This window comes from Propionimicrobium sp. PCR01-08-3, from assembly GCF_030286045.1.
Taxonomy (GTDB): domain Bacteria; phylum Actinomycetota; class Actinomycetes; order Propionibacteriales; family Propionibacteriaceae; genus Brooklawnia.
In genome coordinates, this window is the sequence record NZ_CP127390.1 from 499,690 (window position 1) to 520,845 (window position 21,156).

A 21,156-nucleotide genomic window follows, 5' to 3' on the forward strand; every position below is an offset into this window, starting at 1 on the left:
TCATGGCCGCCGCGAAGTTCCGGGTACCGGGCGGACGTGCGCCCGGCTGGCAACGCTTGGCGATGGATATCGTCCGGTCTCGGTTGTTCCAGACCTTCATCATCGTGGTTATCGTCGCCAATGCGGTGGTGATAGGCATCAACACCTTCACCTTGGACAGCCGGATCGCCAACTTCTTGATGCGCGGCGACTGGATCTCGGTGGCGATCTTCAGTGTCGAGTTGGTTCTTCGGTTCGCTGCCGACGGGTTGAACGTGAAGAAATTCTTCTCGTCGGGGTGGAACACCTTTGACTTCTTGGTGGTGGCGGTCTGCTTCGTCCCCGGGGTGTCGACCAGTGCCACGGCATTGCGGCTGGTTCGATTGCTGCGGGTCAGCAGATTGCTGCGAATCATGCCGGACGCCCGGGTGCTGCTGCGCGGGCTGCACAATGCGGCCGGGCCGGCGCTGTCGCTGGGTGCACTGACGGTGCTGCTGTGCTACCTCTACGCGGTCGTCGGCTGGATGGCGTTCCACGACAAGGGTGGCGCGGATATGCCCGGATACTTCGACAACATCGGTGAAGCGATGCTCACCATGTTCGAATTGCTGACCTTGGAAGGCTGGAACCAGACGCTGCACGATCTGCGCGAGATCAGTCCGTTCGCCGTGCCTTACGTCATCTCCTTCCTGCTGATCGGCACCTACATCGTGCTGAATCTGGTGGTCGGCATCATCATCAATAGCCTGGACGACGCCTACAAGGAACGTGACCACGAGCGGGCGCTGGAATGCATGGCGGCCGGTGACCAGCGGGCCAGCATCGAGACGACCGTCAGCGAGTTGCGCGAATCCTTGGCCCGGCTGGAGGCCCAGTTGGGCGAGTTCAAACCCTCAGGTGGGGCACGGGTGATTTCAGGGCCGGGTGGCGAGGGGCTCTACACCGCCGAAAGTGAGCTGTCCGGCCCGGCGAGCTGACGGCAGCGTCCGAACAAGTAGCCCCGGAAACCTCGACCAAGCTAGCGCTCAGATCCGCCGGATGCGGACTTCGGAGATCACGTGGTCGCTGCCTTTGCGCAGGATGGCGGTCGCCCGGTCGCGGGTGGGCTCGATGTTCTGGACCAGGTTGGGACGATTGATCGTGTCCCAGACGTCAAGGGCCTGACGGATGGCTTCGGCGTCCGATAGCTCGGCGTAGGCGCGGAAGAAACTGGTCGGATCACGGAACGCAGTGTCGCGCAACGCCATGAACCTGGCCACGAACCAGCTTCGGATGTCTTCTTCATCGGCATCCACATATACGGTGAAATCAAAGAAATCGTTCAGGGCCAAGCTGCTTCCGACCGGAGCCGGCTGCAAGACGTTGAGACCCTCGACGATCAAGATGTCCGGACTCGACACGGTGATCTGCTCATCGGGAACGATGTCGTAGATGACATGCGAATATACCGGCGCGCTGACCTCGGGAACGCCGGACTTCACCGCAACCACGAATGCCAGCAGCGACCTGCGGTCGTAGCTTTCCGGAAAACCCTTCTTGTCGAGGATCCCGCGGTCTTCCAGCACGGCGTTGGGGTGCAGGAACCCGTCCGTGGTGATCAGATCCACCTTCGGATGGCCCTGCGACTGCTGCAGGAGTTCGCGCAGCAGTCGGGCGGTGGTCGATTTTCCGACCGCCACCGAGCCTGCCACGCCGATGATGAATGGGGTGCGGCTAGGTGCGACGTTCAAGAAACCGTATGAATCGGAATACAGCTGGTCGTGATTGATGCGATAGAGGTTCAACAACTCCGCCAGCGGCAGATAGACCTCGGCGACGTCACGTTCATCGGTCGGATCCTGAAGGCCACGAAGCCGCTCGATGGTCTCCGCGTCAAGGGCCAGCTGACCATCGGTAGCCAGGTCGGCCCATGCTTGGCGCGGCACGGTTACCCACGGACTACTCACAGCAGCGTCCCCCAATTCGGACATGACCGAAAGCCTAGCGGGCAAGGTGAACCAGCGCGAAGTGAAGTCGCGGCGAGCAACCCGTCTGAGTTCTACTTCAAGTTCATGCGATAATGCAAGAAATTTCAGATGGACGCGAGCAGGCGAAAACGCTTGGCGTCCATCGGCTTCAGTGAGATAGCTAGGGTCCCACCCCTTGCGGATAGAAGGTGCGTGTGGTCGCGAACTTGTCCGATATTGACACCCAACAGCTGCGGCAGATGGCCCGGGTAGCACGACTTCACTACGAGGAGGGCCTGCGTCAAAATGAGATTGCTTTCAAGCTGAGTCTGTCTCCGTCGAAAGTGTCGCGCTTGCTGAAACGAGCAGCAAGCGTGGGCGTTGTGCAGACTATTGTGAGGGTTCCAGACGGTGTGCATGCCGGACTTGAGGAAGAACTCGAAGGCAAATATGGACTTTCTGAGGCGGTGGTAACTGATGCTCAGGGCTCACACTCTGAAGTCTTGCCATCGCTCGCTGACGCTGGTTCCGCATACCTTGAAACCACGTTGATTTCTCCGGTGATTCTGGGGGTCTCGGCGTGGAGCGAGACGCTGATGTCCGTGACCAATCGGCTCACCCACGGATCAGCGCCCCGCATACGCACAGTAGTCCAACTTGATGGCGGAGTTGGGCATAGCGAGACCCAGCTTCAGTCAGCAAGAATGCTCGAGCGCCTGGCTGCTGTGAGCGATGGTGAACCTGTGATGGTTCAGGCGCCCGGTGTTGCTTCGTCGAAGGCCACACACGATGCATGGATGCGCGAAGAGACGGTTCGGCACGCAATGGGTCTATGGGGACAAGCGGAGGTTGCTCTGTTAGGGATTGGTGCGTTACACCGATCAGAACTTGTTCGCAGCAGTGGCAACTACGCGCGAGCGGAAGATGTAACGGCTTTGGCTAAGCGTGGCGCTGTGGGTGATGTGTGCCTACGGTATTTCGATTCGAATGGTGATCCGGTCGCTTCCTCATTCGATGAGCGGGTGGTTGGTGTCACCTTGGCAGAACTAAGACAGATCCCGCGCAGGATTGCTGTAGCTGGAGGAGCTGAGAAGATTACCGCGATCCGAGCCGCGTTACGAGGGGGAATTATCACGACATTGGTGACCGATCTCGGCGTGGCTCGGGAACTAGCCGCTGACTGAAAGGCAAACAAGATTCAAAAGGGTCTTGCCACACCTTCAGTGTGACAGTACTGTCAGACATGACAGAAATTGCACATCAAGGAGGAACAGTGCTCGTCAACTTTAGAGAGATGCTTGCGGACGCCACGCGTAACCATTACGGAGTCGGCTGCATTAACACGCCCAATAAGACCTATCTGCGCGCCTTGGTTGAGGCGGCGGAAGAGATCAACGCGCCGTTGATCATCGATCATGCGGAGGTCCACGATCCTCTCATTCCGTTAGAACAAGTCGCCGCAGACATGGTCGAGGCTGCAGAGAAGGCGAAAGTACCGGTGGCCGTTCATATCGATCACGGTGAATCGATGAACTTCATCGTTCGTGGCCTAAACAACCGATTCAGCTCGGTCATGTACGACTGCTCCAAGCTGCCTTTCGAGGAGAACGTTCAGAAGGTCAAAGCGTTCATCGAGATGGTCCGCCCGGCGGGCATCACTGTTGAGGCCGAGCTCGGTGAGATGCCCAGTACCTTGCATGACACCCATGCCGGTGATGCGGACGCTCCGAAACCAGGATTCACCGATCCAGCGAGGGCGTCGGAATTCGTCGAGCGCACCGGAGTCGACGCACTGGCCGTCACTTTCGGCACTTCGCACGGTATATACGTCGAAGAACCACACCTCGATCTGAACCATTTGGCCAAGTTGCGTGAGGCCACCGGCGACACGCCTCTGGTGATGCACGGCAGCTCGGGAGTTGCTCTTCCGGAGATTCGCAAGGCGATCGATGGCGGTATCGCAAAGGTGAACTACTACTCCTACCTCGCGGTCGATTCTTCGGACTTTGCGCGTACTTGCCTTGAGCAAGACAAGGAGGCAGGGATTCCAACCTTCTACCACGAGCTTGTCGAAAAGGTATACGCGCATACCAAGGACGAAGCCAAGAGGCTGCTGTCCGAGTTCTTGAACGGACATGAGCGTTAATCAGGCGACCATGGTCCATCAGGAGATTCTCGATCCGAGCCTTGTCAGGCTCAATATTGACCCGCCGCGGGACTTCTCGTCGCTGCTAGATCTGCTTGCCGAGATGCTTGACGATGCGGGCCGACTTGTGGATCGTGCTGTGTATCGGTCCGATATTTACGCGCGGGAGACCGAGGGCTCAACTTACATGGGCCAGGGAATCGGTATTCCCCATGCGAAGTCCTCGGGTGTGCGCGCCGCGTCGGTGTGCGTGCTACGACTCGCCCGTCCGATGACATACCAGTCCCACGGTGAAAGTGGGCCGGTCGACAAAGTATTCGCGATCGCTGTCCCGGCAGATGCTGGAACGCAACACCTGAGAATCCTTGCCAAGATTGCGCGAATGCTCGTCGACGAGGCATTTATGGCCGAATTTGAGGCGTCCGAATCGGCTGACCATCTAGTGGAATTAATAGCAAATCGACTCTGACATTGGAGAAGTCAATGAAGATCGTTGCTGTGACATCTTGCGCAACCGGTATTGCGCACTCATATATGGCCGCTGAGGCCATCGAGAAGATCTGTAAGAAGCAGGGTTTCAAAGTCAAGGTTGAGATTCAGGGAGCGATGGGTATTGAGAATGCTCTGTCGAATTCCGAGATATCCGCGGCCGATGCCGTCGTTCTGGCCAATGACGTGGCGGTAAGTAAGGCAGACCGCTTCAAAGGTCATGAACAAAAGACCGTTCGGTTATCACCGCACAAGGTGATTCAAAACCCGGAAGCGGTAGTTCACGAGTTGGAAACAGCCCACCTTATCAAGGAGGGTTGAGCAATGAGTGTCAGGGAAGAGGGCCGGAAGCTTGGCCAATCGCTGATGACCGGAGTGTCTTACATGATCCCGTTCGTGGTGGCCGGCGGAATTCTCATAGCCTTGGGCTTCGCATTCGGTGGCATCTACGTAGGCGATGGCGAAGGCTTCTGGACGGACATTTTTGCCATCGGCAAAGTATCGATGGGCCTGATGACCGCAGTGCTGGGCGGATATATCGCCTATGGAATCGCCGACAAACCCGCGTTGGTTGCGGGCTTTGTCGCCGGTGCCATCGCCAACAACCAAGGTTCAGGCTTCATTGGCGCAATCCTTGGCGGCATTATCGCTGGATATCTTGTTCTCCTGCTGAAGAAGATCAAGCTTCCTGCGGTGCTGCGATCATTGCTGCCAGTCCTGATCATTCCGGTGATCTCGGTGTTCGTAATCGGTGTTTTGATGTATTACGTTTTTGGTGGGCCGGTAGCTTGGCTGAATACGTCGCTGACCAATTGGCTACAGACGATGTCCGGCGGAGCCAAGGTCATCCTGGGTATAGTCCAAGGCGCCATGCTGGCCCTGGATATGGGAGGCCCCGTCAACAAGGCCGCCTATGCGTTCGCGTTGGCAGCAGCTGATACGGGAAACTGGGCACCTATGGCGGCGAACTTCATCGCATCCATGTCGCCACCGCTGGGGGTCGGATTGGCCGTCCTCCTCGCGCCCAAGAAGTTCACCAAGGCCGAGCGTGGATCACTAGGTGGCCTACTCGTGGGCGGCTTCGGGATGATCACTGAGTTCGCTATTCCTTTTGCTGCTGCAAATCCGTTCAGAATTATCCCGGCGTTGATGGCCGGAAGCGCGGTCGGCGGCGCGCTTTCTTATCTCGCGGGCCTCACCATGCAAGCCCCACACGGCGGTCTATTCGTGCTGCTGCTGTGCAATAAGCCATTGATCTTCTTGTTGATCTTGGTGATTGCTTCTCTGGTTACCGCCGCTCTGATCATCGTACTCAAACCGAAGCCGTCCGACGATGCCTCGATGGGCATCGATATGGGCGACATGCTCGGCGGCGATGATCAGGCGAGCCCGGAAACACCCGCAACTCGTGACAGCGAAGAAACGACAATCAACAACAACTAACGATTCGTCCACGAAGATGTCCGTTGCTCGAGGCAGAGGCGGCGGCCTTATCGGTGGACTTTGATTAAAAGGAGAAAAAGATATGCCCCGCTTCCAGGATGTTATGGAGCACTTCCCGTTCGAGCCGGAAGACAAGGCTCCGATGCTAATCCGTAAGACGGACTACATGCACCATATCTACCCACCAAATAATGCGTTCACGAGCGACAACAACTACTTGATCGTCTCCACCGACACCCTTTTGCTCGGTATCTATGAGCTCGCGCCAGGTGGGTCCTTCGAGCCCATCGATATCCATCCGGGTGACGAGATGTACTACATTCTCGAAGGGCCGGTTGTTCAGAAGAGCAACTATGGTCAATACGTCGAGATCCAAACTGGAGAGGGCTTGCTCATTCCGCAGGAGACCTGGCACCAGGGGAACAACTTTTCGGATCACAAGGTACGCATCCTGTTCTTCATCGCGCCGAAGGCCTGGGGCGAGGATGTGCCTCCGAAGGTATTCCCAACCGCGGATGACACTAAAACCTTCAAGGGACGTAAGAACGGTCAAATCCCGGATGTTTCTGGCGTGCAAGGGATAACTCGAATGCCGACGACCGATGATCTGGGTCGCTGGCCAATTGATGGCAGGGCGGCTCGTCAAAAGCCATCAAATATCTGGCGCATCACCGATCAGGATAAGCTGGTCACCCTCCTCGGCAATGATTCGCCGATGCTCATGAAATTCACCGTGAGCACTGACTACGGTCATATGGGAGAGATGATCGTGCCTCCGGGCGGTGGCAAAGGGCCGCGTTGCTCGGAGCCCACCTCGCATGAGGGTGATCTGGTGCTTTACTGCATGGAGGGCCCGATCACGGTCAACTTCCCGGAGCGGCTCGAGAGCTTCATCATGGAGCCAGAGGAATCAATCTTCGTCCCCGCCGGAGAGGCCTATCAGCTGGTCAATTTTGATGGCTATCCGGTACGGGCGGTCTTCGCTATTGCGCCTGGGCTGTGAACTGAGCAGTTGGGAAGTTATTAAGACACAGCGGTTGCCCGTCCTCGGGGCGGCCAGCCGCTGTGCCCAGAACCATCGTGAACGAGGCTCGGCGTACGCGTCCGTGGAAGATGTTGATCTTCTTGAGTCGCCTGAGCGATCTGCGAGCGTTCAACGTGACGGTGAATACAAACAACTACGACGCATTGGATAAGGTGTCTGCCATGTGCGGAATCATCGGTTATGTCGGCCCGCGGGACGCCCAAGATGTCATCATTTCGGGTTTGCGCCGACTCGAATATCGCGGATACGACTCGGCGGGCATCGCCGTCTTGGCGGATGGCAAGCTGAGCATCGCCAAGAAGGCCGGCAAATTGGCCAACCTCGAGGCTGAACTCGAAACGCTGGATTTCCCTCGATCCCACCAGGGCATCGGTCATACCCGCTGGGCAACCCACGGTGCGCCGACTGACGAGAATGCGCACCCGCATCTGTCAGGCGATGGGCGCGCCGCCGTCGTCCACAATGGCATCATCGAGAACTTCGCCGAGCTGCGTGCCGAGCTCGTCGAATCCGGCGTGAGCTTCGCGTCCGAGACGGACACCGAGGTCGTCGCGCATCTGCTCGCGGCAGCGCTGCCAACAGCTTCGAGTCTGATCGATGCAATGGGCCAGGTCGTCGCTCGGCTCGAAGGGGCATTCACCCTGGTGGCGCTCGATGCCCAGCGTCCGGACGAGGTCGTTGCCGCTCGGCGCAATTCCCCGCTGGTCGTGGGCGTCGGCGAGCATGAGAACTTCGTGGCGTCCGACGTGCTGGCCTTCATCGAACACACCCGCGATGTCGTCGAGCTCGGGCAAGACCAGATCGTGCACATCACTCCCGAAGAAATCACGGTCGTCGGTTTTGATGGCAAGCCTGCCGAGACCAGCCGGTACCACGTCGACTGGGATACCTCGGCCGCCGAGAAGTCCGGTTTCGACTGGTTCATGCGCAAGGAGATCTTCGAGCAGCCGAAGGCGGTCGCCGACACCCTGCTCGGCCGCTACAACTCCAAGGGCGAGTTGGTTCTCGACGAGATGCGCGGCATCTCTCCCGAAGACCTGCGGCGCATCAACAAGATCGTCATCGTGGCCTGCGGCACTGCCTATTACGCGGGCATGGTCGCGAAATACGCCATCGAACATTGGACGCGGGTGGCCTGCGAGGTCGAAGTGGCTTCCGAGTTCCGTTACCGCGACCCGATCATCGACCCGCAGACCCTGTGCGTGACGATCAGCCAGTCCGGAGAGACGGCGGACACCTTGATGGCCATCAGGCACGCGCGGGTGCAGGGCGCCAAGGTCATCGCCATCTGCAATACCAACGGCGCGACCATTCCCCGGGAGTCGGACGCGGTCATCTACACCCACGCCGGGCCCGAGATCGGGGTTGCGTCCACCAAGGGCTTTTTGACCCAGTTGGCTGCCTGCTATCTGCTCGGCCTCTACCTCGCTCAGGTGCGCGGCATGAAGTACGCCGACGAGATTCGGGTCATCACCGACGAGTTGGAGCGCACTCCGCAGATGATTCAGCAAATGCTGGATAGCGCCGACGACATTTACGCTCTCGCACACAAGCTCGCCAAGGCCGAGGATTTCATCTTCCTCGGACGTCACGTCGGCTACCCGGTCGCTCTCGAGGGCGCCCTCAAGCTGAAAGAGATCGCCTACCAGCACGCGGAGGGCTTTGCGGCCGGTGAGCTCAAGCACGGCCCGATCGCCATCATCGAACCGGGCATGCCGGTCTTCGTCGTGGTGCCTCCCGCCGGCCGCGACCAGCTTCGTGACAAGGTGCGCAGCAACATCAAGGAAGTCAAGGCGCGCGGCGCGCACACCATCGTCCTGCTCGAGAAGGGTGACGACGGCATCGAGGCGGACGCGGACGAGATCATTCGGTTGCCGCATACCTCGACGTTGCTGCAGCCGCTGGTGGCCACCGTGCCGCTGCAGCTGTTCGCGTGCGAGTTGGCCACCACGCTGGGCCACGATGTGGATCAGCCGCGCAACCTGGCGAAGTCGGTCACCGTCGAGTGAGCCGGGCGTGATCATCGGCGTCGGGGTCGACATCTGCCAGGTCGTGAGAGTCGCGGGAATGCTCGAACGCAGGCCCGGCCTGATGAGCAGGCTGTTCACGGCGGCGGAGGCTCACACCTCCGAGGGCGAACCACGAACCGCGGAGTCGTTGGCGGCCAGATTTGCTGCCAAGGAAGCACTCGCGAAGGCGCTCGGTTCGCCCGGCGGCATGAGCTGGCTGGACGCCGAGGTGACGACATCTGCCGATGGCGCACCCGCGTTGGCCATTAGCGGTACCGTTGCGGCGAGGGCCGCCGAATGCGGGGTTACGAATATCCAGCTGTCGCTCAGCCATGATGCCGGGTTGGCAACGGCTTTTGTCATCTGTGAGGGGAAAACGTGATCGGGATTCAGTCAGTCGACAAGATCCGCGACGCCGAAGCGGAGTTCATGGAAGCAAATCCGGACGTCAATTTGATGCAACGGGCTGCCGGCCATGTCGCCGATCTCGCCAGCCGGATGATGCCGGAAGGAACCATCCTCGTCGTGGTGGGCCCCGGAAACAATGGTGGCGATGCGCTTTTTGCCGCCCGTAAATTGGTGCGCGACGGCCGCCGCCAGGTGCTCGCCTGGCTGGTCTCCGACAAGGCCCATCCGCAAGGTGTGGTGGCGGCCCGCCAGGTCGGCATCCGGTTCCTCGACGAGATGGACGTTGCCCGCCTGCTGCCCGACGTCCGGCTGGTCATCGACGGCATCACAGGCATCGGTGGACGCCCCGGCCTGCCCAAGAACGTGCACCTGTTCGCCGAGATGTGTAACGCGCTGTGCATTCCCGTGCTGGCCGTCGACATTCCCTCCGGGCTGGCGGCCGAGGACCATCACCGTCCCGAACACGTGTTGGCCGCGACCCGCACGATCACCTTCGGCGCTCCGAAACTCTGCCATCTGGCTCAGCCCGCCGCCAGCGCATGCGGTGACGTCGAGGTGGCGGACATCGGCCTCACGATGCCCAAATCGAATTTGCGGCAGGCCCAGCGAGTCGACGTCGCCCGTTGGTGGCCGTGGCCGACCCCGTACACGGACAAGTATTCGCGCGGCGTGCTGGGGGTCGACACCGGCTCCGCCCGTTTCCCGGGGGCAGCGGTCCTGTCGGTGACAGGTGCGGTCTACTCGGGCGCCGGCATGATTCGTTTCACCGGCAGCGACCGGCTGGCCGAACTGGTGCTGCGCAAACTGCCTTCGGTGACCGTCAACAGTGGTCGCGTCCAGGCCTGGTTGGTGGGTTGTGGCTGGTCGGACGAGGGCGCCCCGGAGCGTTTCGGACCGATCCTGGAATCGGGAGCGCCGGCGGTGGTGGACGCGGACGCACTGCGCCACCTGCCGAAGAAGCTGCCCGAGGGCTGGCTGCTGACCCCGCACGCCGGCGAGCTTGCCGGCCTGTTGGGCATCACCAGGCGAGAGGTCGAAGACGACCCGATCGGGAAGGTGTACGAGGCCGCGCAACGGTTCGAGACCACCGTGCTGCTCAAGGGAGCCACCCAGTATGTGGCCAATCCGTTCCAGGAGAGGGTCTCGCTGGCGATTGCCGGACCTTCTTGGACGGCGCAAGCCGGCTCAGGCGACCTGCTGGCAGGCATTTGCGGCACCCTGCTGGCTGCCGGCCTACCCGCGCCGCAGGCAGCGACACTGGCCGCATCGGTGCAGGCCATGGCAGCGGCCAAGAAGCCCGGCCCCTTCCCGCCCGATGTGGTTGCCGAGGCCATCCCCGAGGTGCTGGTGCACCTGGCAGACTTGGCTGATCAGCCGGTCTTGGCGGGCGACCTGACGCCGAGATCGATCGCCGCGCAGTAGTAGTCGAGCAACTGGTCGCATAGCTTGGGCCACGTGCGGCCTTCGACGTGCTTGCGGGCCGTCCGGCCGAAGGTCACGCGCTTGAATCGGTCACCCGCCAGGTCGTTCACCTCGGCCCGCATCGCGTCCAGGTCGCCTGGAGCATAGAGCCAGCCGTTGTGCGACGAATCAATGAGATCGATAGGTCCGCCCCGGCGCGGCGCGATCGTGGGAAGCCCGCTGGCCTGCGCCTCCTGAATCGCCTGACAGAAGGTCTCCGATTCCCCGGGGTGGACGAACAAGTCGAGCGAGGCCAAGAAGCGGGGCAATTCGTCCCCGGATTTCATGCCGACGAAGACGGCCGACGGCAGCCGTCCCTGCAGTTCGGCACGCTGGGGTCCGTCGCCGATGATCACCAAGCGGACGCCCGGCAGGCCCTCAAGCGCGACGAGATCGTCGACCTGCTTCTCCGGACCCAGGCGTCCCATATAGCCGACGACCACTTCGCCGTTCGGCGCCCACAAATCGTGCAGGCTCTGGTCGCGCTTGGCGGGATGGAAACGATCGGTATCGACTCCGCGACCCCAGACGTCGACCCGGGAGAATCCGTGCTCGATCAACTGATCGCGGGTATAGCTGGATGGTGCCAAGTTGATGGTCGCCATGTTGTGCACCTTGCGCAGGTGCCGCCAGAAAATCGGCTCGGCCGCCGGGTAGCCGTACCGGACCGCATAGCGGGGCACCTCGGTCTGATACAGCGCCACGCTCGGCACGCCGAGTTGGGCCGCCGCCATCACACCCTTCGAACCGAGAATCACCGGTGCCGCCAGATGCACCACATCGGGGGCGAAATCGGCCAGCGCCTTGTGCACCGAATTGCTAGGCGTCGTCGACAGGCGCATATCCGGATACCACGGCAGATAGACCGAAGCCGTCGTGACTACCGGGAATCCGGCGTAGCTTTCGGGAACCCCGCGAGGATCATTGGGGGCGATAACCAGCGCTTCGTGCCCGCGATCGCGAAGATGCTCCAGGGTTCGCAGGACCGAGTTGGTGACACCATTCACGGAAGGCAAGAAGCATTCGGTAACAAATCCAACTCGCACAGCTTTGATCCTACCTCGCATTCGGATGTGCGATGGCTGCTGAAGTGGATCGTGCTCGCGTCAGCGGTCCGCAGGATCCGAGGCGAGGATCCAGCGGAAATAGGCGATGCGATCGGCTATCGAGCGTTCGGTCAGTGCGGACGATGGCGCAAGCGGTTCGAAGCCGTGCACGACGCCGGGACGAACGATCAGCTCGGTGGGCACGTGATCCCTGATGAGAGACAGCGCATAGGCCACGTCTTCGGCGTAGAACATGTCGGCATCGCCCACCTCTACATATGCGGGAGGCAGGCCGTGAAGATCCGCGCGCTGCACGGACGCGCGAACTCGTCTCGGAAGCGCTCGATATCGACAGGCGCGTGCCATGAGATTCTGCCGGCATCCGGCCCGCGCGTAGACTAACAACCTGTGATCGAAACCGACATGGATCAGCAGCTGGAACTGAGGCTGGCGTCCCCGGGCGATGCCGAACTGATGCACGGCGTGATCACCCAGGCATTCGGTTCACGTGCGGCTCTCAATCCGCCGGCCGATGCGATGACCGATACCGTTGCCGACATCGAGGGGCGAATCGCCGATCAGGTCGGCATCATCGCTTCGGACGAAAGTGGCGTCGCGGGGTGTCTGTTCTGTTCCATGCATCCGGACGCAGAGGTGCCCGTCGGCATGCTGCATCGAGTCGCTGTTCTTCCCGGCCACCGCCGCAATGGGGTGGCCTTTCATATGGTGATGGCCGCCGCCGGCCTGGCAACCGACGCCGGTATGCGCAGACTGCGGCTGATCGCCCGCCAAGAACTACCGGATGTGGTCGAGTGGTGGAAAACCCACGACTTCACGATCGTCCAAGAACTGGACGAGCACCAGCTGCTGCTCGATACCGCGCTGCCCACCAGAGTGAGCGTGCCCACCGCGGACGACATGCGCGAACTCGGCGTCCGGCTCGCAGCTCTGCTGGCACCGGGCGACCTGATCGTCGCCAGCGGCGAACTTGGTGCCGGAAAGACGACCCTGACCCAAGGAATCGCGGAAGGACTACAGGTTTCGGGCCCGGTCACCTCGCCGACCTTCGTGCTGAGCCGTATTCACCACCCGAGGGGCACGGCACCACAGCTCGTACATGTCGACGCCTACCGGCTCGGCTCCGAAGCAGAGCTCGACGACCTCGACCTCGAGGAGACGATGAGCGAGTCGGTGACCTTGGTCGAATGGGGCGCAGGTCTTGCCGAGCACCTGGCCGGCGATCGGCTGGACATCGATATCGAACGCAGCGATGACATCGAGGACGACACCCGCACCGTGATTCTGCATGGTGTCGGGCCCCGCTGGCGTGCGGTCGATTTGTGGACTTTGAATGCCGGGCGGCCCGCCGGCAACCAGGAGGAAAAGTGAACGAAGCGTCCGGCTGGGTGCTGGCCGTGGACACGGCCAGCGGCATCAACGTGGGGCTCGCCCACGATGGACAACCGATCGATTCGCGTACCGAACTCAGTTCTCGCAAGCACGTCGAAGAGCTGATGCCGATGATCGACGACTTACTCGGCGCACATGCCGTCACCGCGCGCGATCTCTCGCTGATCGCCGTGGGGATCGGTCCCGGACCGTTCACCGGGCTTCGGATCGGCATCGTGACCGCCCGCACGCTCGGTGTGGTCGCCGGTGTCCCGGTGCGCGGGTTCGGCAGCCTGGACGCGATCGCCTTGGCCTGGTTCGCCTCGGATGCGCGTCCGGATGGAGATGTGGTGGTGGCCACCGACGCTCGCCGCAAAGAGCTCTACTGGGCCACCTACGATGCCTCGGGCGAACGGCAGTCCGGCCCTGCGGTGACAGTGCCCGGCGGCTTGCCGATGCTGCCGGTCGGCGGGCCGGGCATCGAGGTCTATCCCGACGTGTTCACCGGACTGGTCGCCCCCGGGGCACCTCGCCAGTTGGACGCCGCCTTGACCGCCGCCCGGATCGATGACTTGCCGGATACCGGGCTGGAACCGGCATATCTGCGCAAACCGGACGCCGAGGTGCCGCACACCCGAAAATCCGCACTGGCTTCCACCAAGAAGCTGCGGGTGGCCTACCGACAGGAGGGGCGATGATCGTCTCAACCGCCAATCGCGGCGATCTGGCTGCATTGCTCGCTTTGGAAGAGTGCGGCTTCGACGGTGCCCAACGCTGGAGCGCTGCATCGTGGGCCAGCGAACTGGACGCCACGGGCCGGCTGGTGCTGGTCAGCCGCGACGCGTCCGGTATCGATGCCGTCGCATGCTTCAGCGTCACCGATGAAACAGCCGAACTGCTGCGGGTGATCGTCCAACCGGCCAAACGCGATCAGGGTTTGGCACGCCGCCTGCTCGGCGTCGGTAAGGAATGGGCGGAGGCATCTGGAGCTGATCGCATGCTCCTCGAAGTCCGGCAGGACAACGATCCGGCCGTCGCGCTCTACAGTTCGGCAGGATTTGAACCGATCTCCAAGCGTCGCGACTACTACGGCCCCGGTCTTGACGCGATCATCATGGTTTCTGAATTGCAGCATCCGGCATTGGCTGCTGCTGGAGGGTGGTTGGCATGAGCGGGCCCTTGGTACTGGGCGTCGAATCGAGCTGCGACGAGACCAGCGTGGGCATCGTCCGCGGCACCGAACTCTTGGCAAACGAAGTGGCCAGCTCGGTCGAACTGCACGCCCGCTTCGGCGGCGTGGTGCCCGAAGTCGCCTCCCGCGCGCATCTTGAAGCCATGGTGCCGACCCTGCAGCGGGCGCTGGCGACCGCTGACATCGACCTCGCCGAGGTGGACGCGATCGCCGTCACCGCGGGCCCCGGCCTGATGGGGTCCTTGGTGGTCGGTCTGTCGGCGGCGAAGGCGCTGGCGTCGGTGCTCAAGGTTCCGTTCTATGGCCTCAACCACCTGGTGGGCCATGTCGCGGTGGACATTCTCGATCACGGTCCGCTGCCCGAACCTGTGCTGGCCCTGCTGGTCTCCGGGGGGCACACCCAGCTGCTGGCGGTTCGCGACATCACCGGTGACATCACCGAGGTCGGTACCACGATCGACGACGCGGCGGGAGAGGCCTATGACAAGGTCGCCCGGCTGCTCGGGCTGGAATACCCCGGCGGCCCGGTGATCGACAAGGCCGCCCACGACGGCGACCCGAAGGCGATCCGGTTCCCCCGCGGCCTGACCGCGCGCCATGACCTCGAGAAGCATCGTTTCGACTACTCCTTCTCGGGTCTGAAGACCGCGGTCGCGAGATACGTCGAGCGCGCCGAACGCGACGGGCAAGAGATCAGCGTGCCCGATGTGGCAGCCAGCTTTCAGGAGGCAGTTGCCGACGTGCTCACCGCCAAGGCCGTCGACGCGTGCCAGGAGCTCGGCATCCAGCACATGGTGCTGGGCGGGGGAGTGGCCGCCAACTCCCGGCTGCGCACCCTGATGGCCGAACGCTGTGAGAATGCCGGTATCGAGCTGCGGCGTCCGAGGCCCGGCTTGTGCACGGACAACGGAGCGATGATCGCCGTGCTCGGTTCCCGGGTGATCGAGGCCGGACGTGCCCCCAGCAGCCTGGAGATTCCGGCCGATTCCGGCATGCCGGTCACCCAGGTCGTCGCCTGACGATCCTTAGTAGGTGCCGTGCCGTACAGTCCCGAATTGACCACTCTTGGTTTCGTGGTATCGCAAGACCGCGAGCACGTGCTGATGGTGCACCGGATCTCCCGTTCGGACGACGAACAGCTCGGCAAATGGAACGGTCTGGGCGGCAAGGTCGAGATCGGCGAAGACATATGGTCGGGCATGGCCCGGGAGCTTCGCGAAGAGGCCGGCATCGAAGTCGTCTCGATGCGGCTGCGCGGTACCGTCAGCTGGCCGGGCTTTCACGCCGACGGCGCGTCCGTTTTCGGGTTTGTCTTCATCGTGGACGAATGGATCGGCGACATCCCCGAACGCAATGCCGAAGGGCCGTTGGTGTGGCAGCCGATCTCGGGCCTCGCCGATCTGCCCATGTGGGAGGGCGATCGTTACTTCCTGCCGCAGACCTTCGACCCCGAGGTCGAGCAGTTCCACCTGGTCATTCCCTATCAAGACGGACGCCCACTCGGCTGGTCCGGTGTCGTCCGGTGATCGGGCAATCGTTCTGGAACGAGCGGCTGGAAGCCACCGAACTGGCGATGGCCGAAACCGATCCCGAATCGCTGGCCGCTGCATCGCGGCTGCGCGCCCACTTTGACGCGGACGTCGCCGCGTTCGCGCTCACCCAGGCCAGTCTGCGGCGTAAGGCCCGGACCAAATTCGGCGAGCGGGCAGCAGCGATGTGGTTCACCCGCGATGGGTTGGAGCAAGCCACGCGTCCCGCGGTTTCGGCTTGGCGAGCCGAGCGTTTCCGTGCAGCAGGCGTGCGCCGGGTGATCGATCTGGGCTGCGGCATCGGTGCCGACGCCCTCGGTTTTCTGGACGCCGGCTTGGAGGTCGTCGCGGTCGAAGCCGACCCGTTGACCGCCGAATTAGCTCGGGCCAATCTGCCCGGTGCGCAGGTGATCTGCGGGGACGCCGTCGAACTCGCTTCGAGGCTGCTGGCCGACGCCGATGAACATACCGCCATCTTCGTCGACCCCGCCCGGCGCACCGGTGCCGGACGCAGTTGGCGGGTCTCCGATTTCAGTCCGTCATGGGAATTCGTCCTCGGGCTGTTCGAGAGCGGACGCCCGGTCTGCGCGAAGCTCGGCCCGGGGCTGCCCCGCGAGCTCATCCCTGAGGGCGTCGAGGCCTGCTGGGTCTGTGATCATGGTGATGTTGTGGAGGCGGGGCTATGGAGGTTCGATAGCCCATCCGGTTCGGTCAGCGCGGCGGTTCTGCTGCCCGGAGAGCACCGCATCGAGGCGAGCCCCGTAGCGTCCAACATGCCGGTGGCGGAGCCTGGGCGTTTTATCCTCGAACCGGACGGGGCGGTGATCAGAGCACGGGCCATCGATCAGATCAGCCCGGCCACCTGGCTGCTGGGCCCCGGGGTCGCCTACCTGTCGAGTGACGAGCCGATCAGCACGGTCTTCGCGTCCTGCTTCGAGGTTTTGGAGACGCTCGACTTCCATCAGAAGACGCTGAAGGCCTGGGTGCGCGACAACGAGGTCGGCGTGCTGGAGATCAAGAAGCGTGCGGTCGACATCGATCCCGCCCGGCTGCGCCGCACGGTCAAGCCCAAGGGCCCGAACCAGGCGACCTGGGTCATCAGCCCCACCGTCGACGGGACGCGCGTGCTCGTCTGCCGCCACGGCATCTCGTCTGGCACTCGGCTTGTGTGAGTGCCAACGGCGGGGCTAATGTGGTTTTTGGCACTCGACCAGGTCGGGTGCCAACGATCGGAACGGCACCGCGACGACGTCCCGTTCGTACTGCAACGTGACACCTAGACAACAGAAAGGGGTTTGAACGTGGCAACCACGATCAAGCCGCTCGAGGACCGCATCCTCGTTGAGCCTCTCGAGGCCGAAACCACCACTGCTTCGGGTCTGGTCATTCCGGACACCGCCAAGGAGAAGCCGCAGGAAGGCAAGGTCGTCGCCGCCGGACCCGGTCGCATCGACGACAAGGGCAACCGCGTGCCGATGGACGTCAAGGAAGGCGACGTCGTCATCTTCAGCAAGTACGGCGGCACCGAGGTGCGTTACGACGCCACTGACTACCTGCTGCTCAACGCCCGCGACATTCTCGCAGTCGTCGAGAAGTGAGGCGCTGATTCATGGCTAAGCAGCTTCAATTCGACGAGGAGGCACGCCGCTCTTTGGAGCGTGGCGTCGACACCCTCGCCAATACCGTCAAGGTGACGTTGGGCCCCAAGGGCCGCTACGTCGTCCTCGACAAGAAGTTCGGTGCGCCCACCATCACCAACGACGGCGTGACCGTCGCCAAGGAAGTGGACCTCACCGATCCCTACGAGAACCTCGGCGCTCAGCTCGCCAAGGAGGTCGCCACCAAGACCAACGACGTGGCCGGCGATGGCACCACCACCGCGACCGTGCTGGCACAGGCACTGGTACACGAGGGCCTGCGGGCCGTCGCATCCGGCGCCAACCCGGTCGGCCTGAAGCGCGGCATCGACAAGGCCGTCGGCCTGGTGACCGACGAGCTGCACTCGGCAGCCCGTGAGGTCGAGTCGACCGCCGACATGGCGAGCGTCGCCACCATCAGCTCCCGCGACGACGAGATCGGCGAGATCATCGCGCAGGCCTTCGACAAGGTCGGCAAGGATGGCGTCATCACCGTCGAGGAGTCGAACACCCTGGGTACCGAGCTCGACTTCACCGAGGGCATGCAGTTCGACAAGGGCTATATCTCCGCCTACTTCGTGACCGACCAGGACCGTATGGAGGCCGTCTTCGACGATCCCTACATCCTGATCAACCAGGGCAAGATCTCCAACATGAACGAGCTGCTGCCGATGCTCGAAAAGGTCATCGCAGCGCACGGCCAGCTGGTCATCATTGCCGAGGACGTCGACGGTGAAGCGCTGTCGACCCTGGTGGTCAACAAGATCAAGGGCACCTTCAGCGCCGTTGCCGTCAAGGCTCCGGCCTTCGGCGATCGCCGCAAGGCCATGCTGCAAGACATCGCGACCCTCACCGGTGGCCAGGTCGTGGCCCCCGAGGTCGGCCTCAAGCTCGACCAGGTGGGTCTCGAGGTTCTCGGACGCGCCCGTCGCGTCGTCGTGAACAAGGACAACACCACGATCGTGGACGGCTCCGGAGACCAGGAAGAGGTCAAGGCTCGCGTCGAGCAGCTGCGTGCCGAGATGGAGCGCACCGAGTCGGATTGGGATCGTGAGAAGCTCGCCGAGCGTGTTGCCAAGCTCGCCGGTGGCGTCTGCGTGATCAAGGTCGGCGCCGCCACCGAGGTGGAGCTGAACGAGAAGAAGCACCGCATCGAGGATGCCGTCTCGGCCACCCGCGCGGCCATCGAAGAGGGCATCGTCGCCGGTGGTGGCGCGGCCCTGGTGCACGCCGCCAAGGTGCTGGAGAGCGTCCAGACCGACAACAAGGACGAGCAGGTCGGCATCCAGACCGTCCGCAAGGCCCTCGTCGAGCCGTTGCGCTGGATCGCTGAGAACGGCGGTGTGCCCGGCTACGTGATCGCAGCCAAGGTTGCCGAACTCGGCGCCAACGAGGGCTACAACGCCAAGACCGGCGAATACGGCAACCTGATCGATCAGGGTGTCCTCGACCCGGTCAAGGTGACCCGTTCGGCACTGGCCAACGCGGCCTCGATCGCGTCACTGCTGCTCACCACCGAAACCTTGGTGGTCGAGAAGAAGGACGACGAGGACGAGGACGACAAGTAGTCGCTGACTTCGCATCAAAACGGGCGGTGGCCCGGGCTTCCAATTGGGGCTCGGGCCACCGCCTGTTTGGTTGTCTGCAGAGTGACGGTTCGGCATCGATCGGCCGAGCCTGCGCACGCCGCACCCGGACGACCGGCTACTATTCCCTGCGTGCAGCAGACTAGCGGTGGGCCCGGGCCGAGCCCTCAACCAACGGTCGGCACTCACCCGGCGATGGCGTCCATCGGCCGGGCCAGGCTCATCGGGCTGGCGGGCAGTCTGCTGCTGGCGATTTCGGCGTGGATGGCCTCGCCTTGGGGCTTGGGATTCGCCGGACGCTTCAATCCGTTGTGGCTTCGCTGGGTTCACACGGTTCCGGCAGTGGCAGGTATCGTGCTGCTCTTCTTCGGCTGGCTGAGACTGCGCGGAGCCGAACCAAAACAGATCTGGCAAACCTTCGCATTGTGGTGCGTCCCGTTGCTGCTCTGCCCGCCACTGCTCAGCAAGGACGCCTGGGCCTATCTCGAGCAGGGTTGGATCGTGTGGCAAGGGCATGACCCGTACACCAGCGCATTGGGGACGGTGGGCGGGCCGTTCGCCGGCCGGGTCGATCAGTACTGGAAATACACCACGACCATCTATCCGCCCGTGGCGTTGATGATCCAGGCGGCGGTGGTCGGCCTCAGCGGTGCGAACCCCTTGTGGTCGCTTCTCGCGATGCGGGTGCCGGGTCTGCTGGCAGTGCTGGTGATCGGGCGTTGCCTGCCGCGAATCGCGGCCGCGGGCGGCCAGACGGCGAGCAATGCGCTGTGGCTCGGGTTGGCGAATCCTGTCGTCCTGGTGCATTTCATTGGCGGCGCGCACAACGATTCGTGGGGTGTGGCGCTGTGCGTCGCCGGGCTCTGGCTGGCCATTCGTGCACGAAGGTGGTGGCCGCTCGGCTGTGTCGCCGTCGGCCTGGGGATGGCCGTCAAACAACCCCTCGGCCTGATGATGGTGGCCGTCTGCCTGGTCGGTGCCACGGTGGTCGGCCGACGTGATACCGAAAATGGCGGCAGGGTGGCCGACAACGAGCAACCGGCGGAGGGGGAACCGATCGGATCCGCCGGAGACACCGCGCTTCGCGAGCAGGGACGAGCAGATGCCCGTACCGGCCAGATTCTGGCTGCGGGCACGATCTCCGAGGGTGGAAGCTACGAGCCGGGGTTGGGTCATCCTGGGCAGGGCCGGTTCCGTTCATGGCTGCACGTCGCGAACCGTCAGGCAGCCGCGGCGTGGGCGCAGATGATCGGGCAGGCTCTTTGGCGATTGCCGGTAGGGCTGGTTTTCACGTTGGTGGGTTTTGCGATCCCGACGGTGGCGTCCGGTTGGGGGATCGGCTGGGCAGCAGGATCCGGCGCTCCGACCACGGCCGGCAGCCAGTCGGTTGCGCACACGGTTGCTGCCGCCATCGAGATGTTCACCCCGATCTCTTTGGCCGGCGCCAAATTCGTGGTCAATCCGATCTTCCTGGTTCTCGGTCTGCTGGCGATCATCTGGATCGGTTGGCTGATGGCGGCCTCACGTCCGGTCGCCTTCACCGCTTGGGCGCTGATCATCTTCGCCTTCAGCTACCCGAGCCTGCAGCCGTGGTACCCGCTGTGGGGAGGCGTGCTGTTGGGCACGATCGGTCTGGGCCGGCGAAGCTCGGCGTGGGTCATCGCCGGCACCGGTGCCATGCTGACGACCAACGTCTTTCTCGACTATGCCGGGCTGCCGATTCCTGCTGCCCAAGGGATAGCGCTGGCCTGCGCCGTGCTGCTGGCGTATTGGAATCTGCGCGGCAAAATCGGACGGCTAGACTGGCCTTCACCAGCCTCGTGATGGAAGGGATATGCGTTGTCGGAACAG

Annotated in this window: 22 protein-coding genes; 19 read left to right on the forward strand and 3 right to left on the reverse strand. The window is 62.7% G+C overall.

What is annotated here, in order from left to right:
- Nucleotides 1–2 precede the first annotated feature (2 nt).
- Entirely contained in the window at nt 3–956 is a 954-nt protein-coding gene (locus tag QQ658_RS02425; protein ID WP_286027015.1) for an ion transporter, read from the forward strand.
- A 48-nt stretch (nt 957–1,004) separates the two neighbouring features.
- Here the strand turns inward: QQ658_RS02425 and coaA are convergent, their stop codons facing one another.
- Nucleotides 1,005–1,949, reverse strand: coding sequence for a type I pantothenate kinase (gene coaA, locus QQ658_RS02430; protein ID WP_286026095.1), 945 nt, complete (start codon nt 1,947–1,949; stop codon nt 1,005–1,007).
- A 191-nt stretch (nt 1,950–2,140) separates the two neighbouring features.
- On the opposite strand from coaA, the gene QQ658_RS02435 reads away from it, so the two are divergent.
- The 9 genes from QQ658_RS02435 (at nt 2,141) to QQ658_RS02475 (ending at nt 10,887) form a co-directional block, all read left to right on the forward strand.
- Nucleotides 2,141–3,109 (forward strand): sugar-binding transcriptional regulator, encoded by a 969-nt coding sequence (locus QQ658_RS02435; protein ID WP_286026096.1) that lies wholly within the window; start codon nt 2,141–2,143, stop codon nt 3,107–3,109.
- An 89-nt stretch (nt 3,110–3,198) separates the two neighbouring features.
- Nucleotides 3,199–4,071, forward strand: a complete 873-nt coding sequence (locus QQ658_RS02440; protein WP_286026097.1) for a class II fructose-bisphosphate aldolase — start codon at nt 3,199–3,201, stop codon at nt 4,069–4,071.
- Entirely contained in the window at nt 4,061–4,540 is a 480-nt protein-coding gene (locus QQ658_RS02445; RefSeq protein ID WP_286026098.1) for a PTS sugar transporter subunit IIA, read from the forward strand. Before QQ658_RS02440 ends, QQ658_RS02445 begins: the two co-directional genes overlap by 11 nt.
- Before the next feature lie 14 nt (nt 4,541–4,554).
- On the forward strand, nt 4,555–4,881 hold the full coding sequence (locus QQ658_RS02450; RefSeq protein WP_286026099.1) for a PTS fructose transporter subunit IIB: 327 nt from the start codon (nt 4,555–4,557) through the stop codon (nt 4,879–4,881).
- 3 nt (nt 4,882–4,884) lie between these two features.
- Entirely contained in the window at nt 4,885–6,003 is a 1,119-nt protein-coding gene (locus QQ658_RS02455; RefSeq protein WP_286026100.1) for a PTS fructose transporter subunit IIC, read from the forward strand.
- An 82-nt stretch (nt 6,004–6,085) separates the two neighbouring features.
- Complete coding sequence (locus QQ658_RS02460; protein ID WP_286026101.1) at nt 6,086–7,006, forward strand: cupin domain-containing protein; 921 nt, start codon at nt 6,086–6,088, stop codon at nt 7,004–7,006.
- Between the two features lie 203 nt (nt 7,007–7,209).
- On the forward strand, nt 7,210–9,057 hold the full coding sequence (gene glmS, locus QQ658_RS02465; protein ID WP_286026102.1) for a glutamine--fructose-6-phosphate transaminase (isomerizing): 1,848 nt from the start codon (nt 7,210–7,212) through the stop codon (nt 9,055–9,057).
- Between the two features lie 7 nt (nt 9,058–9,064).
- Nucleotides 9,065–9,439 carry a holo-ACP synthase gene (locus tag QQ658_RS02470; RefSeq protein ID WP_286026103.1) on the forward strand — a complete coding sequence of 125 codons (375 nt, stop codon included), beginning with the start codon at nt 9,065–9,067 and terminating at the stop codon, nt 9,437–9,439.
- Nucleotides 9,436–10,887, forward strand: a complete 1,452-nt coding sequence (locus QQ658_RS02475; RefSeq protein ID WP_286026104.1) for an NAD(P)H-hydrate epimerase — start codon at nt 9,436–9,438, stop codon at nt 10,885–10,887. Before QQ658_RS02470 ends, QQ658_RS02475 begins: the two co-directional genes overlap by 4 nt.
- Here QQ658_RS02475 and QQ658_RS02480 read toward each other — a convergent pair.
- Both QQ658_RS02480 and QQ658_RS02485 read right to left on the reverse strand, forming a co-directional pair.
- Complete coding sequence (locus QQ658_RS02480; RefSeq protein WP_286026105.1) at nt 10,836–11,972, reverse strand: glycosyltransferase family 4 protein; 1,137 nt, start codon at nt 11,970–11,972, stop codon at nt 10,836–10,838. The two genes, QQ658_RS02475 and QQ658_RS02480, sit on opposite strands and share 52 nt — an antisense overlap.
- A 60-nt stretch (nt 11,973–12,032) precedes the next feature.
- Nucleotides 12,033–12,338, reverse strand: coding sequence for an alpha/beta hydrolase (locus QQ658_RS02485; protein WP_286026106.1), 306 nt, complete (start codon nt 12,336–12,338; stop codon nt 12,033–12,035).
- Between the two features lie 42 nt (nt 12,339–12,380).
- Here QQ658_RS02485 and tsaE point away from each other — a divergent pair, with 42 nt between their 5' ends.
- From tsaE to mptB, 9 genes are all read left to right on the forward strand, one after another.
- Nucleotides 12,381–13,361, forward strand: a complete 981-nt coding sequence (gene tsaE / locus QQ658_RS15330; RefSeq protein ID WP_353057935.1) for a tRNA (adenosine(37)-N6)-threonylcarbamoyltransferase complex ATPase subunit type 1 TsaE — start codon at nt 12,381–12,383, stop codon at nt 13,359–13,361.
- Entirely contained in the window at nt 13,358–14,059 is a 702-nt protein-coding gene (gene tsaB, locus QQ658_RS02500) for a tRNA (adenosine(37)-N6)-threonylcarbamoyltransferase complex dimerization subunit type 1 TsaB (RefSeq protein WP_286026107.1), read from the forward strand. The genes tsaE and tsaB overlap by 4 nt, the downstream gene beginning before the upstream one ends.
- Nucleotides 14,056–14,532, forward strand: a complete 477-nt coding sequence (locus QQ658_RS02505; RefSeq protein ID WP_286026108.1) for a GNAT family N-acetyltransferase — start codon at nt 14,056–14,058, stop codon at nt 14,530–14,532. Before tsaB ends, QQ658_RS02505 begins: the two co-directional genes overlap by 4 nt.
- Nucleotides 14,529–15,572, forward strand: coding sequence for a tRNA (adenosine(37)-N6)-threonylcarbamoyltransferase complex transferase subunit TsaD (tsaD, locus tag QQ658_RS02510; RefSeq protein ID WP_286026109.1), 1,044 nt, complete (start codon nt 14,529–14,531; stop codon nt 15,570–15,572). The genes QQ658_RS02505 and tsaD overlap by 4 nt, the downstream gene beginning before the upstream one ends.
- An 18-nt stretch (nt 15,573–15,590) precedes the next feature.
- Nucleotides 15,591–16,079, forward strand: coding sequence for an NUDIX hydrolase (locus QQ658_RS02515; protein WP_286026110.1), 489 nt, complete (start codon nt 15,591–15,593; stop codon nt 16,077–16,079).
- The gene (locus QQ658_RS02520; RefSeq protein ID WP_286026111.1) at nt 16,076–17,254 is read left to right on the forward strand and encodes a THUMP-like domain-containing protein; all 1,179 of its coding nucleotides are present in this window, start codon (nt 16,076–16,078) and stop codon (nt 17,252–17,254) included. Before QQ658_RS02515 ends, QQ658_RS02520 begins: the two co-directional genes overlap by 4 nt.
- A gap of 129 nt (nt 17,255–17,383) precedes the next feature.
- A complete protein-coding gene (gene groES / locus QQ658_RS02525; RefSeq protein WP_286026112.1) occupies nt 17,384–17,680 on the forward strand; it encodes a co-chaperone GroES in 297 nt (98 codons plus the stop codon).
- A gap of 11 nt (nt 17,681–17,691) precedes the next feature.
- A complete protein-coding gene (gene groL, locus QQ658_RS02530) occupies nt 17,692–19,287 on the forward strand; it encodes a chaperonin GroEL (RefSeq protein WP_286026113.1) in 1,596 nt (531 codons plus the stop codon).
- 150 nt (nt 19,288–19,437) lie between these two features.
- Nucleotides 19,438–21,129 (forward strand): polyprenol phosphomannose-dependent alpha 1,6 mannosyltransferase MptB, encoded by a 1,692-nt coding sequence (gene mptB, locus QQ658_RS02535; RefSeq protein ID WP_286026114.1) that lies wholly within the window; start codon nt 19,438–19,440, stop codon nt 21,127–21,129.
- Nucleotides 21,130–21,156 lie beyond the last annotated feature (27 nt).